A 15,651-nucleotide genomic window follows, 5' to 3' on the forward strand; every position below is an offset into this window, starting at 1 on the left:
CATGTGAATATTGATACATTTGATTACAATTTTGTAACAAATGCTTATTGGAAGAATTTATTTTTAAAAAGTAAAAGAAGGTAGATTTGAAACTGCCACTGTTTTTAAAAATTAATAAAGGTTTATAATCGTAAATTATTCCATAAATGAGTGTTTTAAACAAAATAAATGTACACAGACGTAGCATAATGCGGAGCCTGACAAAGAATGTTGGAAAGGCAAATATGCAGGACGATTTCATTTTGGTCGACAAGAGCGAAATCAAAAAAGTTCTTATTTGCAGACCAAATGGAAGATTAGGAAATCTTTTATTGATTACGCCACTCGTTCAGGAAGTGTCCGAAATGTTTCCAAATTGTAAAATTGATTTATTTGTAAAAGGCACATTGGCTCCTATTATTTTTGAGAAGTATGACGTTGTCGACAAGATAATTCATCTGCCCAAAAAACCATTTAAAAGTTTATTGGAATATTCAAAGGTTTGGATTTCATTAAAAAGAGCACACTACGATTTAGCTATTAATGTAGATCAAAATTCTTCTTCGGGCCGATTGGCGGTTCAATTTTCAAATGCAAAATATAAGTTTTTTGGAGATTCTAGCGAGGAATCAGCAGAACAAAAAAGTGATTTCGAGCACATCGCAAAATATCCTGTTTACAACTTCCGAAATTTTTTATCAAAACTGAGAATGCCTACAAACAGCAATAAAATAATTGCTCCTATTGATCTCAAATTATCGGCTTCTGAAATTACAGAAGGTAGAAAAATACTAAAAGATCTAACTAATAACGATAAAAAAACAATCTGCATTTTTACTTACGCAACTGGAGCAAAATGTCTTTCAGAAGAGTGGTGGGAAAAATTTTATTCTCAGCTAACTGCAGAATATAAAGATTATAACATTATTGAAATTCTGCCTGTAGAAAATGTATCTCAAATCGGATTTAAAGCTCCAACATTTTACAGTAAAGATATCCGCGAAATAGGATCAGTCATAGCAAATACTGAGTTGTTTATTGGTGCCGACAGCGGAATCATGCATTTATCGAGTGCTGTGCATACGCCAACGATTGGACTTTTCTCTGTTTCTAACCTGAAAAAATACGAACCTTATGATAATTGCAGTATCGGTATAGATGTAAATCTCTACACGAAAAAACAATACATAAAAACAATAAACTCAATTTTGAATAACGGTAGATTGGGCGGCTTGTCAAAAGCAATATAAAAACAAAAAATCCTGTTCGAAAGAACAGGATTTTTTGTTTTTTAAGATGCTAAGTTTCTAAGGTGCTTAGCATCTCAGTACCTCAGTACCTTTTTTTATGGATTCTTTTTCTTAAATAATCCGTTTAATAAATCACTTGCTTTTTTAGTTACTTCTTGAGTTTTCTGCTCTTTTTCAGTTTTAGCTGCCTGAGTAGTATCTTTTGCTTTAGTGTTTTTGTTAATTAGATCAGTAAGTGCAGAAGTTCCTTTTTGAGTCAGTTTTTCTTTTTGCTGATTTACCAATTGAGTAGTCAAATTGCTCACTGCAGTTTTCATATCTGTACTAATTTTAGGATTTGAAAAATTACCCGTCAAAGAAGCATTAATCGGAATATTATCCAGTTTTGCAGCATCGGCAGGAGACATTTTTGCAATTAAATTATTGGCTTCAGTTCCTAAATATTTGGCAGGAACATCAAATTTTAGAGTGTAATTCATAGTTTGATCAAAACCATGAGTTCCTCCAACAGTTACTTTAATGTCTTGGTATTTAATGTCAAAAGGCTTAACATTTACTTTTCCGTTATCAAAAGTTAAAGCAGCTTTAATGTCATTCAGATTCACTTTATTTAAATCAAGAAATTTCACATTAGAACTTAATGCAGTAAGTAAAGTAGAGTTACTCGAGTTTACTGTAGTAGACAGTAATTGTCCGATTAAATCTCCTGAAATAGATTTTAAATCTGGAGTCAATTCTTTTGCATCCAAATTACCATTCAGTTTGATAGTCGAATTCAGTTTTCCGTTGATGATTCCAGCAATTGGAGCAATTTTTTTCATCATATCCAACTGCGTAAATGTCTGTGCAATATCAACTTGATTAAAGCCTAGGTTCATATCAAAAGTTGGCACTTTTTCTTTTGTAGAAACCGCTCCGTTAAGACCAATCTGTCCTCCAAAAATATTTGTTTTAAAGTTTTCAAGAGTTGCTTTTTCGTCTTTAATAAGCAATCTTCCTGAAACATCTTTTAATTTTAGATTATCATATAAAACTGTTGTTGCTTTTGCGTTTAACGTACAGTTTAAGAAAGCAGGAATCTTCATTGCATCAGCAGGTTTTGCTGGAGTTTTGGTCTCCTCTTTTGTAGGTTCGCCAGCAGTCATGAAATCATCAACAGCCAATTGATTTGAACTCATATTGAAGTTTCCTTTTAGTTCTTGTTTTTTAAACATAAAACCATAGAAATTCTCTAAAACTCCGTTAATGCTGATGTCACTTTTTCCAGTCGTTGCATCAAATTGTTTTAAGTTAATTCTGCTTGGATTAAATTCAACCATCGCCGTGCTGATGTTCATTGATTTATTGTTTTCGTCAGTATATTTAAATCCTGACAAACTCATTGTACCAGCATTTTTGATGTTTTGGTATTGGCTTTTTTCTACAGAAGCCATATCGAAATTGGTAGTAACATCTGCTTTTAAAATACCTGCCAAAGGTTTATCCATTTTAATTGGATATGCTTTTGAAAGATTAGCCAAGTTAATTGTTCCTTTTAAAGCAGCATCAATAATAGGATTTACCGTTATGTTTTTGATATTCGCTTTAGCATTGAAAACATCCTGATCAATTCTAAAAGATAACTTGTCTAGGTTCACATAAGTATCATTTAAAATTCCAGTTTCATTGATGATTTTCGTATCAATTACAATATTTTGAACCGATTTTGGCAAGTTTGGATATTGGAAAGAAGAATTGTTTGATGCAATTTCTATATTGAATTTAGGAACAGTTGTATCTGTTAATTCACCTTTTGCAAAACCATTTACGGTGAAATCTCCAGTCGTTTTTACGCCTTCTAAACTAGATGCATAAGCAGAAGGAATTAAGCCTAAGAAATTGGTAAAAGATGAAGTAGGAGTCTTAAACTTTAAATCATAAATCTGAGCTTTTTCAGCCATTTGAATGAATCCGTCAAATTCTAATGGCAATTGATTAATTAAAGCTTTATTTTCTTTGAAAGTATATTTGCTTTTCTCTAAATCGATTCCAAGAACGGCATCAAGAGTTAGTTTCACATTTTTCATGTAATTTATCTTGTCCATGTCCAATGAAACTTTTGCAGTAGATTTTGTAGCCAGATCTAGTTTTGAATTGGTAAAATCTCCAGTTCCTTCGTGGTTTAAACTGTCAATTACCATTTTAATTTTAGAACCTTGATCGATGTATCTAAAAGTAAAATTCTCAATTTTATAGTTTTGGATTTTCAATGTAAGAGGTTTGCTTGCATCGTCTTTTTTATCTTCTTTTTTGTCTTTCAAAGCAATATCGAAGTTTCCGACACCATCTTTATTGAAGATGATGTTTACTAATCCGTTTGTAGAACTAATTCCCTGAATGCTTAAAGGCTCTTCTTTTCCTTTGAAAAGCTCTTTTACACTCATTTTTAAATTCAATTCTCCTAATGAAACCAAAGTGTCGCCTTCAAAAGGAGCTTTGTTAATGATAACTAATTTTTCGATTCCAACTGTCGCGTTTGGAAAATTCTTAAACAAACTTAAATCGGCATCTGTAAAACTTACTTTAGCATCAACACTTTCGTTGATAGCTTCGACGATTTTAGCCTTGATTTGGTCTTTAAACAAAAACGGAATGGCAAACAATGCAGCAACAAATACCACAAGAACTATGGCACTTATTTTTAAAACTTTTTTTAGCATATAAATAGATTTGAGGGTTTACATTTTTTAAAATCGACTCCTGCAAAAATAGTTTTTTTTACTAGAGTTTGACGATAAAGTTTTCTTAATTATGTAAGAATTTTATTAAAACTGTTAAATAAAAAAATCCGTTGAGAACTATTTTCAAAACGGATTTTTTAGGGTGTTTATTTTATTATTTGTCAATAAAAGAGACAATCTTCTCAACTAGGACCTCGGAAATTGGAAGTGTTTCGTTATTATAGGTGGCTAAATTAGCCTCCTGGCCACCATCAACAATTTTCATTATATGATTCATTTTGTCAATAATCTGCAAGTCTGCATTTTTATTTGCCTGTTTTAAATTTTCGGCATCTTTTACCGCAATCTGAATATCATTATTTCCCTGTACTATTAAAACAGGAATAGTAAGCTTTTGTATTTCGGTTTGCGGATTGTATTTGAACCAAGAAATCAGATAAGGCTGAACGCTTGGTCTGAATAGGGAATTTAGCATCGGGTCGACTTTCTTTACCTCAAATCCGTTTTTTAAACTATCAATAATTGGAAAAGTCATGTCATTAAGCTGTTTCATTGACTTCGCTCCAATCTGCGTTTTTAAAATCTGATCTGCCGGTTCGCCTGCGCCTGCAATCGAAACAAACTTATCGGCTTTTCCGCTCGCAACCATTCCAATTAAAGAACCTTCACTGTGACCAATTATAATTATTTTAGAAAAACGTTTGTCTTGTTTTAAATAATTAATCCAGCTTTTGGCGTCTTGAATATAATTTTCAAAAACCAAACTGCTTTCAGATCCGCCAGCAGCTTTACTTTCTCCGATAGCTCTTTTATCGTAACGCAAAGATGCAATTCCGTTTTTAGCCAACGCTTCTGCCAGCATTTTTAACGAATTGTTTTTCATCATCGGATTATTTCCGTTTCTGTCCGTTGGGCCAGAACCAGCAATGATTAAAGCAACCGGAAACTTTTTGGTTAAATCTGGAGTTGTCAGCGTACCAAAAATCTGATCGTTATTTATTTTTAAAATCGCTGGCGTTTCCTTAAACGTGATTTCTTTTTTGGTTTGGGCGTTTAAGAAACTCCAAAACAAAACCGTTAGAAAAAGAATTACTTTATTCATCTTTTAATCCAATTAATAAATATTGATTCCGTAAGGCAATATGGCTTGTATTCCTTTTTGTTTTTGGAATTTTTTCACCTGTTCAATAAGAAGATAATTCTCTTCTCCGATTTCTTCTTTTATAAACGCTTCTTTTGATTTTGCAAAAGGAAGATTACCCAACAAATCGTTTAAAGTCTTTTCGTATTCAGGATAATTCTGAGTACTGTATTTTTTTACTTTAGCGATTTTTGCAGCTTCAGCAATCGCATCGTTCAATCCGCCAATTTTATCCACTAAACCAATTTTTAAAGCTTCAGTTCCAGACCAAACTCTACCTTGAGCAATAGAATCAACTTGAGCAAAAGTCATTTTACGACCTTCGGCAACGTGAGTTACAAAAGTGTTGTAGATTTTTTCGACTCCTTCTAAAGTAAAGGCTTTGAATTTTTCATCAACAGGTAAAAATGGACTGTAGTTTGCAGAATTCTCATGCGTTTTAACCTGCTCAGAATTGATTCCTAATTTATTAGCCAATGGGCTAAAGTTTGGCAACATTCCAAAAACCCCAATAGATCCTGTGATGGTATTGTTTTCTGCAAATATTTTATTAGCGTTGCAGGCGATATAATAACCGCCAGAAGCAGCATAATTACCCATAGAAACTACAACTGGCTTAACTTTTTTGGTGATTTCGATTTCTCTCCAAATTAGATCAGATGTTAGAGCGCTTCCGCCTGGGCTGTCAATTCGAAGAACGATCGCTTTAACGTCGTCATTTTTTCTTGCTTCCTGAAGAGAACGTCTCATAGAACCTTCTCCAATAGTGTTTACATCACCTTCACCGCTTCCAATTTCGCCTTGAGCGTAAATAATAGCAATCTGATCTGACGCTGAATTTGCTATAGCTGTTGTTATATTATTTTGAGTATAATCTGAAATCGAAATTTTATTGTAATCTTCGTCTTTGTCTACTTTCAGGGCTTTTCTGATAGCATCATGATAAACATCTTCATAAGCAACAATATCAACCAAATGCTGTTGTTTGGCCATTTCTGGAGTTCTTGCCAAAAGTCCGTTTGCAATTTCGTTTAATTTAGGCAACGGAATATTTCTGCTTTTTGAAATATCAGCTGAAACCGTTGTCCAAATAGAGTTTAAAAGTGCAGTAATCTGTTCTCTATTGGCATCACTCATTTTGTTGTCTAAGAAAGGCTCAACGGCACTTTTATATTTTCCGTGACGAATAACTTCCATGTGAATTCCCGATTTATCCTGAAAATCTTTGAAAAACATAACTTCAGAAGAAAGACCTTTAAAATCAAGATCTCCCGCAGGATTTATATAGATCGTGTTGGCAACAGAATTTAAATAATATTCTTTTTGAGAATAAGTGTTGGCATAAGCCCAGACAAATTTTCCAGATTTTTTAAAGCTTTCAAGAGCATTTCTTAAATCTTTATATTGAGCAAGACCAAGAGAAGATTCATCATTTAAAATCGAAATTCCTTTGATGTTGTCGTCTGTTTTAGCAGCTTCGATAGCATTGATGACATCAGTCAGACCAATGCCCTTTTTGTCTGAAAAGACAGTTACCCAAGGATCTTTATATTTTCCTGCGTAATCATTTTTAATTTCTTTTAAATTCAATTCAATAACCGAATCCGATTTAACCGAAACACTGTCGTCTCCACCAAAAATGGCGCCGATAAAGATTACTCCAAAAAAGAAGAGCATAATAAATACAAAAATACCAATTACAGTGGCAATTACATTTCCTAAAAACTTCATATGTATATTTTTTTTAATAAGTAGCGAAAAAGGGCAAATTGTTACAAATTAGACTTCTAAATTTATGATTGGGTTTGAGACGTCGTTTCACAAATATATTGGTTAATTCTAAAATAGTTTTAGTTAATTTGCATTAATTATGAAATTACAGCATCAAGTCGTTTTATCGATAGGCAGCAACCAAGGCAGCAGACTAGAAAACATTCAGAAATGTATTGATTTAATACACCAAAATGTGGGGACTGTTATTGAGGTTTCAAAACTTTATGAAACTCCTGCATGGGGTTTTGAAAGTGATGCTTTTTATAATTGTGCACTACTTTTGCACACCTATTCATCCGCACAAAAAATACTCAATCAGATTTTAAAAGTTGAAAAAGAACTGGGAAGAATCCGCTTGAATCAAGAAGGATATCAATCTAGAATTATTGATGTTGATTTGATTGCTTTTGATGCTGAAATAATTGATACAGAAAAACTTCAAGTTCCGCACCCATTAATGCAAAACAGAAATTTTGTTTTACTGCCAATGCAGGATTTAAAGTTAAATTGGAAGCACCCGATTCTGCAAAAAACAGTTTCGGAACTAATTGCCATTACTCCAGACGGCAGTGTTTGTACGGTTGTTCAGGATTTGAAAAGTCCGATTAGTGAAATTCCGTTAGACCAATTTAATTATGTTGCTTTTGAAGGCAATATTGGAGCGGGAAAAACGACTTTAGTACACAAAATTGCAGAAGATTTTAATGGAAAAACGGTTTTAGAACGATTTGCAGACAATCCGTTTCTGCCAAAATTTTACAAAGATCAAAACCGATATGCGTTTCCTTTAGAAATGTCTTTTTTAGCGGATCGCTATCAGCAGTTAGCTGATGATTTGGCGCAGTTTGATTTGTTTAAAGATTTTATCGTTGCCGATTATCATATTTTTAAATCGCTGATTTTTGCAAAAATCACGCTTGCTGAAGATGAATATCGTTTGTATAGAAATCTATTCGACATTATTTACAGAGAAATGCCAAGACCAGATTTGTATATTTATTTGTATCAAAATACAGAGCGTCTTCTTCAAAATATCAAAAAGCGCGGGCGAGTTTATGAACAGAATATCGAAGCGGTATATTTAGAAAAAATAAATAATGGTTATTTAGAATACATAAAATCCCAAACCGATTTGAATGTTTTAATCATTGATGTTTCTAATCGTGATTTTGTGAAAAACCATGAAGATTACCTTTATATCTTGAATGAAATTAAGAAGAAGCTTAATTGAAATGTGGCAATTTGATAATTAGAGAATGAGACAATTAGATAATTGTTTTATAATTATCTAATTATCAAATTGGCACATTGACTAATTAAAAATTATCTTTTTAATGTAAAATGTCCTCTTAAAACGGGCATTGAATCATCTACTTTTAAAGCATACCAATAATCAGATGCAGGAAGCGGAACTTGGTTTAAAGTACCGTCCCAGCTCATTTTGAAACGGCTTAATTGAGCTATTAGTTTTCCGTAGCGGTCAAAAATCGTCACGACAGCCTGAGGATAATTTTCCATTCCCGTTACTTCCCAGACATCATTATAAGAATCATTGTTTGGCGTAAAAAAAGCAGGGAAAACAAGAACTACGAATTGTTTAGTAGTTCCGATGCATCCTTTTGCTTTTGCGTAAGCAGTTTGTAATCCACCAGGGACATCGTAAAAAACTGTTGAATCTTGGTAATGGACACCATCAACAGAATACTCAAAGTAATCTTCTTCTTTTACAGGATAAATAATGGCTCTTGTTCCGTCGACATCAACACGCGCAATTTGAGGAATCATATGTTCTTCAACCGTAATTGTTTTTGTGTTCGAACAGCCTTCTGGACTTGTTACAAGTACAGTATATTTACCTCCTTTGCTAACGGTAATTTGCTGAGTAGCTTCATTGGCATTTGACCACAAATAAGTCATTCCAGAAACTCCCGCATCTAATGTTATGGTTTGAAATTGGCATAGAGTCAAGGTTTCGTCTGTAACGGCTGGAGGGGTATAGATTACAATGTTTACTGGAGTTCTGGTCGGATTATTACATCCATTATTTGATGCTTCAGCATAGTAAGTCGTATTGGATGAAATTGTTGGAGTTGTAAAAGATGTTCCTTGAGATATAATGGTTTGGTCAGTTGCCGAAGCATACCAGTTTATGGTTCCAATATTTGAAGTTGCTTTAATTGTTAAAGTTCCTGGACCGCAATTAGTATAAGTGTCTTTTTCAGCTATTGGAATTGCAGGAGTCGCATATACGGTTGCATTTACTGCTTTTCGGTTAGATTCGCATCCAGCATCAACGTAATAAGTTGTAGTTGCAGTTATTGGTAGTGTAGTATAAGTTGGTCCTGTTGCCAATAAATTTCCGCCAACAGCAGAATCAAACCATCTAATTGTTGCTCCAGCGGTTGCGGTTGCATTAAAGATAAAGCTTCCAGAATCGCAAACCGGAGTTGGATCAATAGATGGAGTTGCTACAGGAATAGTGATTTTTGTGCTCGCCGCAATTTGCAACGTAGGTTCACCTGGCATTCCACCATATTCCACCACATAGCCTTTTGGCTGATAAGCATCTCCAGATGTAAGTGATCCTGTATTTGATAAATCATTCCAAGAGCCTCTTATTCCAACGCCTGGTTGAGTAATGTGAGCATAATCTTCATCACCTTGCTGGTTAGGTTCACCTGTGTTCCAAAAAGCAAAATTAGGAGTTGAGCCATTTGCATTTCCTCGCCAAAAAACAGTTCCGGTTTCTGGGCCAGTAACCCATTTCCAGATGCCTTCTGTTTCGGCATCACTTCCTCCAATCCATCCAGTTCCAGAAGCTTGCTCGCCAATTAATTTGGCTTCATCAGCTGATAGTATGGTTGCTAAATAACCTTGAAGACCATAATAGGTGCTTGATGTAGCCAAATCTCGTGCACTTGTCCAAGTAACACCAATATTTGGAATAAAGAGATAATAATGTCCTGTTGAGGGCAAATAATTAGCTTGTCCGATTGTAATAGAAAAAGTTCTTGTGCCACTAGCCGTTGCAGAAGAATTAGTAAATACAACATCTTTCACTGCCGAGACAAAATCAGCATAAGGAATATCAGCAGAAGTTGTTCCTGACAATCTTAGTTTTCCAGATGTAGCGTCCCAGCTGGTTACAATATTAGAATGTAAGGTTGGATTTGTTAGTTCTAATCGATCAAAACCATTTGAATACCCAGAAGAAATCTGGATGTAAAGTACTTGTGTTCCGTTTTCGGCAATATCATGATCAATTCTAAAATCGGTTACAATGTGAATTGATGTCTGTGGACAATAAAATTGATCTCCTTCAGCAATAAGTTTTGGAGGATCAATTGCAAAATTGTTTTTCTTTTGTTTTTTTATTTTTAAATTTATTCTGGGTTTTGAGAAGTGTGTATTCTTTTTGTTAAAAGTTTTTGTATTTTCATTTGCATTAGAAAAATTAAAACTTAAAACGGAAAATAAAAAGAAAAAGATTGCTGATTTGATATTCTTCATTCGCTAAAAATATCAATTAATTGAGAATAAAAAAATAAATTTTTATTCAGGCCAATTTATTTTTTGAAATAAATCCCAAACAACAATTCCGGCACTTACAGAAATATTAAGAGAGTGCTTCGTTCCAAGCTGAGGAATTTCAATGCATCCGTCGCAGATTGCAACAGCTTCTTGTGATACACCATAAACCTCATTTCCAAAAACCAAAGCATATTTCTGGTTCTTTTCAACTTTAAAATCTTGAAGAAAAATCGCACTTTCAACTTGCTCAATAGCCATAGTCAAAACATTTTCTTTCTTTAAATTTTCAATCACTTCCAAAACATTCTCATGATGCTCCCAAGCAACAGTTTCTGTTGCACCAAGAGCAGTTTTGTGGATTTCTTTATTTGGAGGAGTCGCAGTAATACCGCACAGAATTATTTTTTCGATCAAAAACGCGTCAGCTGTTCTAAAAACAGAACCAATATTATGCAGACTTCGAATATCGTCTAAAACTAATATTAAGGGAGTTTTCTCCGATTTTTTAAAATCTTCAATTGATTTACGGTCTAGTTCGCTGTTTTCGAGTTTTCTCATTGTTTTTGAATTGTAGTCATAAAAAAAGCTTCCAAAGATAAGGAAGCTTTTTCATTATTTTAAATGTTTTTCAGATTAGCTTTTTACTGGATCTGGTAAAACAGTACCTTTAATAGTAAGGATTTTTGTTGGTTGTCCTTCTGCGTTAGAAGTAACAGTTACAGTTTTTGTAAAAGCACCAACTCTGTCAGTAGCATATTTTACACCGATAACACCTTTAGCACCTGGAGCGATTGGTTCTTTTGGAGTAGTTGGAACAGTACATCCGCAAGATCCTTGAGTGTTTGTAATGATTAATGGTTTAGTTCCGTTGTTAACAAAAACAAACTCACGTTTTCCATCAGCATTGTGTGCGATAGTTCCGTAATCAATAGTTTCAGTTTCGAAAAGCATTCCAGCTCCTTCTACTTTAGCAACTTTAGCAGCTTTAGCTTTTTTAGTTGTTTGCGCGTTAGTAGCTGTAATACCAGCTACAGCTAACATAGCGAATAAAATTATTTTTTTCATCTTAGGGTCTTTTTTTTAAATGATAAACAAAGCTATATAAAAAACTTAAATCAGTAACTAAAAATGTCTTAAAAATATTTTAATTTTTGAAGCTTTCGATATTCTTTCAAAAAATCATAAATTCGCTGTCTTAATTTTTCATTTAAAATATAATAATTTGGCAGCTAAAGAGAAAGTGGTGAAAGAAACACCCTTAATGAAACAGTACAACGAAATCAAGGCTAAATATCCTGATGCATGTCTGCTTTTCAGAGTAGGAGATTTTTATGAAACCTTTGGAGAAGACGCCATTAGAGCTTCTAAAATTTTAGGGATAACCTTAACTAAAAGAGGAGCAGGGTCTGATACCGAAACAGCACTGGCTGGGTTTCCGCACCATTCTGTAAATACTTATTTGCCAAAATTGGTAAAAGCAGGACTTCGCGTGGCGATCTGCGATCAGCTGGAAGATCCGAAAATGACCAAAACAATCGTAAAAAGAGGAGTGACAGAACTTGTAACTCCAGGAGTTTCTTTGAATGATGAGGTTTTGCAGTCAAAATCAAACAACTTCTTAGCGTCTGTCTATTTTGCTAATAAAAATATCGGAATTTCTTTTTTGGATGTTTCTACGGGAGAATTTTTAACCGCTCAGGGAAATGCTGAATACATTGATAAATTATTGCAAAACTTTAATCCAAGTGAAGTTTTGGTTCCAAAGAATAATAAAAATGATTTTAAAACTGCTTTTGGAGAAGATTTTCATAGCTTTTTCTTAGAAGACTGGATTTATAAAGAAGATTATGCCTTAGAAACCTTGACAAAGCATTTTCAGACGAATTCCTTAAAAGGATTTGGTGTTGAAGAATTAAAAGAAGGAATTATTGCTTCTGGAGCAATTTTGTACTATTTGTCAGAAACGCAGCATAATCGTGTGCAGCATATTACAGCGATTCAGCGTATTGCGGAAGATGCTTACGTTTGGATGGATCGTTTTACGATTCGAAACTTAGAATTATATCACAGCTATAATCCAAATGCAGTTACACTTTTGGATGTTATTGATAAAACGCTTTCTCCGATGGGAGGGCGTTTGCTTAAGCGTTGGTTGGCTTTGCCTTTAAAAGATGCAAACAAAGTAAAAAGCCGTCACGAAGTTGTGGCATATTTGAAATCGAATCCTGAAATTCTGCACAATATCCAATATCAGATTAAACAGATCTCAGATTTAGAACGGTTAATTTCTAAAATTGCGGCAGGAAAAGTTTCTCCTCGTGAAATCGTGTATTTAAAGGAATCTTTGGATGCGATTATTCCAATTAAAACTCTTGCGTTAGAAAGTCCGCAAGAAGCAGTAAGAGTAATTGGAGACAGTTTGCATGCCTGTGATTTGCTTCGCGAAAAAATTAAAACAACTTTAAATCAAGATGCTCCAGTTGCCATTTCAAAAGGAAATGCTATTGCAAGCGGAATAAATGAAGAGCTGGATGAACTTCGTGCGATTTCAACTTCAGGAAAAGAATTTTTAGAAGGAATTGAAAAAAGAGAATCTGAAAGAACAGGTATTTCTTCATTGAAAATTTCTTTTAATAATGTTTTCGGATATTATATTGAAGTTAGAAATACCCATAAAGATAAAGTTCCAGAAGAATGGATTCGTAAGCAGACTTTGGTAAATGCAGAGCGTTATATTACCGAAGAATTAAAAGAATACGAAACCAAGATTTTAGGAGCAGAAGAAAAAATCTATAAAATAGAAAGTGAGCTTTTTGAGCAATTGGTGGCTTGGATTTCTACTTATATTAAGCCTGTTCAGATGAACGCGTATTTAGTTGCACAATTAGATTGTTTATGTTCGTTTACGCAAATGGCTGTAGAAAATCAATATGTGCAGCCTGAAATCGATGATACATTTGAATTGGATATTAAAAACGGAAGACACCCTGTAATCGAGAAGCAATTGCCTGTTGGTACGCCATATATTGCAAATGATGTTTTCTTAGATAGAGAAACACAGCAGATTATTATGATTACTGGGCCTAACATGTCGGGTAAGTCGGCAATTTTAAGGCAAACGGCTTTAATTGTGCTTTTGGCTCAAATGGGAAGTTTTGTTCCTGCTGATAGCGTTAGAATGGGAATTGTTGATAAGATTTTTACCAGAGTAGGAGCTTCAGATAATATTTCAATGGGAGAATCTACTTTTATGGTCGAAATGAATGAAACGGCTTCTATTTTGAATAACCTATCGGATAGAAGTTTGGTGTTGTTGGATGAGATTGGAAGAGGGACTAGTACTTACGATGGAATCTCGATTGCCTGGGCAATTGCAGAATTCTTGCATGAGCACCCAGGAAGAGCAAAAACGCTTTTTGCAACGCATTACCATGAGCTGAATGAAATGACGGAATCGATGCCGAGAATCCAGAATTTTAATGTTGCAGTAAAAGAATTGAAAGATACCGTTTTGTTTGTTAGAAAGCTGGTAAAAGGTGGAAGCGCGCATAGTTTTGGAATTCACGTGGCAAAAATGGCCGGAATGCCACAATTAGTTATTTCAAAAGCACAAAAGCTTTTAAAGAAATTAGAAAAAAATCATTCAAGTGATGCTCTAAACGGAATAAAATCTGCAAATGATGAAATGCAAATGAGTTTCTTTAATTTGGACGATCCTTTGTTGGAAGAGATAAAAGAAGAGATTCTGAATCTCGATATTAATGCTATTACGCCAGTAGAAGCATTGATGAAACTGAATGAGATCAAAAGAATGCTGGTTAAAAAATAAAATTCAATTTTTTTTTCAATTTTAAACTTTAGGTTATCAGAATGTTATAAAATAAGTCGATTTTTTTTTGAAAAAACGCTTGTGTAATTGAATAAATGTCCTAAATTTGCACTCGCAATACGAAACAAAACAAGTGTTGCGGTTCTTAATAAAATTTGAAAATGCGAAAATAGCTCAGTTGGTAGAGCGCGACCTTGCCAAGGTCGAGGTCGCGGGTTCGAGCCCCGTTTTTCGCTCTAAAACCATACAATGCTCGGATGGTGAAATTGGTAGACACGCTGGACTTAAAATCCAGTGAACAGCAATGTTCGTGCGGGTTCAAGTCCCGCTCTGAGTACTAAAGCCTCTTCTTTTGAAGAGGCTTTTTTTATTTGCAGACTTGCAGATAATAAATTTACACGGTAAATTTATTGGAATCTCAGAATCTCAGAATCTCAGAAATCTAAAATCAACAATCTAAAATCTAAAATTAATAAATGGGTGCTTTTGTAATTAGCAAACGGTTTAATGATGAATATAAGTTTACGTTTACTTCTCGAAAGGGGAAGGTAATTTTTACAAGTTTAAGTTATGAATTGAGGTTTGAGTGTGAAGAGGATATTGAGAAGTTTAAAGCGAATATTGATCTTGCTAAATTTTTGAAATTTAAAGGCTCGGGTGGAAAGTATTTTTTTAAATTGATGCTTGGAGATGTTCATTTTGCTACAAGTCGAAAATACAGTACGGAATTGCTTCTGCAGAAAGGAATAAAAGAAATTGTCACTTATTCTTCGAGGTCGGAGATTTTGGATTTCTCTTCGAGTGAATCGATTTTTGGTGATGATGAGGTTGAAGAGGAAATGGAGGAAGCGGCAGAATAAAAAAAAGCGTTCGTAATTACGGACGCTTTTTTTTTATTGTTTGTGATTAATGGAAAAATTAATCATAAAAAAAAAACCATCTAAAAAGATGGTTTTAAAATCGTTAGAAACTAGGTTCTAATTATTTTTTTACTTCTTCTACTTTAGCAGCAGCAGAATCAACTTTAGCAGCAGCAGAATCAACAGTTGCAGCAGCAGAATCAACAACAGCAGCAGCTGAATCAACAGCAACAGCAGTAGAATCTACAGCAGGAGCTTCAGCAGCAGCGTCAGCTTTTTTACAAGATACAACAGTTAATACAGCAACAACAGCTAAACTTAAAAATACTTTTTTCATCTTACTTTATTATAAAAGGTTAATTATTAATTCGTGGCAAAGATATAAATTTTTTAATATGTAAAATATTTTTTCACTTTTTTTTTAAAATATTTTCCTTGCTCACGTTTATCTTATTTATCAAAGAATATGCCAAAATTATAAATTTTTCTTAAATTATCTAATTTCTAGCCTAAATTTTTTTTTATTGAATAATCTCTATGAAAATCAGTTGTTTAGTTTCTGTGATTT

The 15,651-nt window shown here is 33.8% G+C and carries 11 protein-coding genes and 2 tRNA genes; 6 read left to right on the top strand and 7 right to left on the bottom strand.

The genetic code is table 11. The features are described 5' to 3' along the window. Positions 1 to 146: 146 nt before the first annotated feature. Positions 147 to 1,229: a glycosyltransferase family 9 protein gene (locus DMB71_RS07310; RefSeq protein ID WP_111364937.1), complete on the top strand. Its 1,083-nt coding sequence runs from the start codon at positions 147 to 149 to the stop codon at positions 1,227 to 1,229. Positions 1,230 to 1,324: 95 nt separating this feature from the next. Here the strand turns inward: DMB71_RS07310 and DMB71_RS07315 are convergent, their stop codons facing one another. The 3 genes from DMB71_RS07315 to sppA all read right to left on the bottom strand — a co-directional run bounded on the left by DMB71_RS07315 (position 1,325) and on the right by sppA (position 6,821). Continuing rightward, positions 1,325 to 3,928 (bottom strand): AsmA family protein, encoded by a 2,604-nt coding sequence (locus DMB71_RS07315; protein WP_111364939.1) that lies wholly within the window; start codon positions 3,926 to 3,928, stop codon positions 1,325 to 1,327. Positions 3,929 to 4,103: 175 nt separating this feature from the next. After that, positions 4,104 to 5,051, bottom strand: a complete 948-nt coding sequence (locus tag DMB71_RS07320) for an alpha/beta hydrolase family protein (protein ID WP_111364941.1) — start codon at positions 5,049 to 5,051, stop codon at positions 4,104 to 4,106. 12 nt (positions 5,052 to 5,063) lie between these two features. Further along, positions 5,064 to 6,821, bottom strand: a complete 1,758-nt coding sequence (gene sppA, locus DMB71_RS07325) for a signal peptide peptidase SppA (RefSeq protein WP_111364942.1) — start codon at positions 6,819 to 6,821, stop codon at positions 5,064 to 5,066. A 139-nt stretch (positions 6,822 to 6,960) separates the two neighbouring features. Here sppA and folK point away from each other — a divergent pair, with 139 nt between their 5' ends. Continuing rightward, complete coding sequence (gene folK, locus DMB71_RS07330; RefSeq protein WP_111364944.1) at positions 6,961 to 8,094, top strand: 2-amino-4-hydroxy-6-hydroxymethyldihydropteridine diphosphokinase; 1,134 nt, start codon at positions 6,961 to 6,963, stop codon at positions 8,092 to 8,094. 92 nt (positions 8,095 to 8,186) lie between these two features. Here the strand turns inward: folK and DMB71_RS07335 are convergent, their stop codons facing one another. The 3 genes from DMB71_RS07335 to DMB71_RS07345 all read right to left on the bottom strand — a co-directional run bounded on the left by DMB71_RS07335 (position 8,187) and on the right by DMB71_RS07345 (position 11,459). Continuing rightward, entirely contained in the window at positions 8,187 to 10,373 is a 2,187-nt protein-coding gene (locus DMB71_RS07335) for an Ig-like domain-containing protein (RefSeq protein ID WP_111364946.1), read from the bottom strand. Between the two features lie 42 nt (positions 10,374 to 10,415). Further along, entirely contained in the window at positions 10,416 to 10,952 is a 537-nt protein-coding gene (locus DMB71_RS07340; RefSeq protein WP_111364948.1) for an RNA methyltransferase, read from the bottom strand. A gap of 75 nt (positions 10,953 to 11,027) precedes the next feature. Continuing rightward, positions 11,028 to 11,459, bottom strand: a complete 432-nt coding sequence (locus DMB71_RS07345; protein ID WP_008467274.1) for a DUF1573 domain-containing protein — start codon at positions 11,457 to 11,459, stop codon at positions 11,028 to 11,030. Between the two features lie 157 nt (positions 11,460 to 11,616). Between DMB71_RS07345 and mutS the strand changes: the two genes are divergently transcribed. From mutS to DMB71_RS07365, 4 genes are all read left to right on the top strand, one after another. Continuing rightward, positions 11,617 to 14,223, top strand: coding sequence for a DNA mismatch repair protein MutS (mutS, locus tag DMB71_RS07350; RefSeq protein WP_162614798.1), 2,607 nt, complete (start codon positions 11,617 to 11,619; stop codon positions 14,221 to 14,223). A 163-nt stretch (positions 14,224 to 14,386) separates the two neighbouring features. Continuing rightward, positions 14,387 to 14,459: transfer RNA gene (locus tag DMB71_RS07355), tRNA-Gly, on the top strand. Positions 14,460 to 14,474: 15 nt separating this feature from the next. Next, a tRNA-Leu gene (locus DMB71_RS07360) sits at positions 14,475 to 14,560 on the top strand. 139 nt (positions 14,561 to 14,699) lie between these two features. Beyond that, on the top strand, positions 14,700 to 15,083 hold the full coding sequence (locus tag DMB71_RS07365; RefSeq protein WP_111364950.1) for a DUF1508 domain-containing protein: 384 nt from the start codon (positions 14,700 to 14,702) through the stop codon (positions 15,081 to 15,083). A 121-nt stretch (positions 15,084 to 15,204) separates the two neighbouring features. On the opposite strand, the gene DMB71_RS07370 is transcribed toward DMB71_RS07365, so the two are convergent. Next, entirely contained in the window at positions 15,205 to 15,420 is a 216-nt protein-coding gene (locus DMB71_RS07370) for a PG1828 family lipoprotein (RefSeq protein WP_008467260.1), read from the bottom strand. Positions 15,421 to 15,651: the final 231 nt, after the last annotated feature.

Source organism: Flavobacterium tistrianum (genome assembly GCF_003254545.1).
In the GTDB taxonomy this organism is placed as follows: Bacteria; Bacteroidota; Bacteroidia; order Flavobacteriales; family Flavobacteriaceae; genus Flavobacterium; species Flavobacterium tistrianum.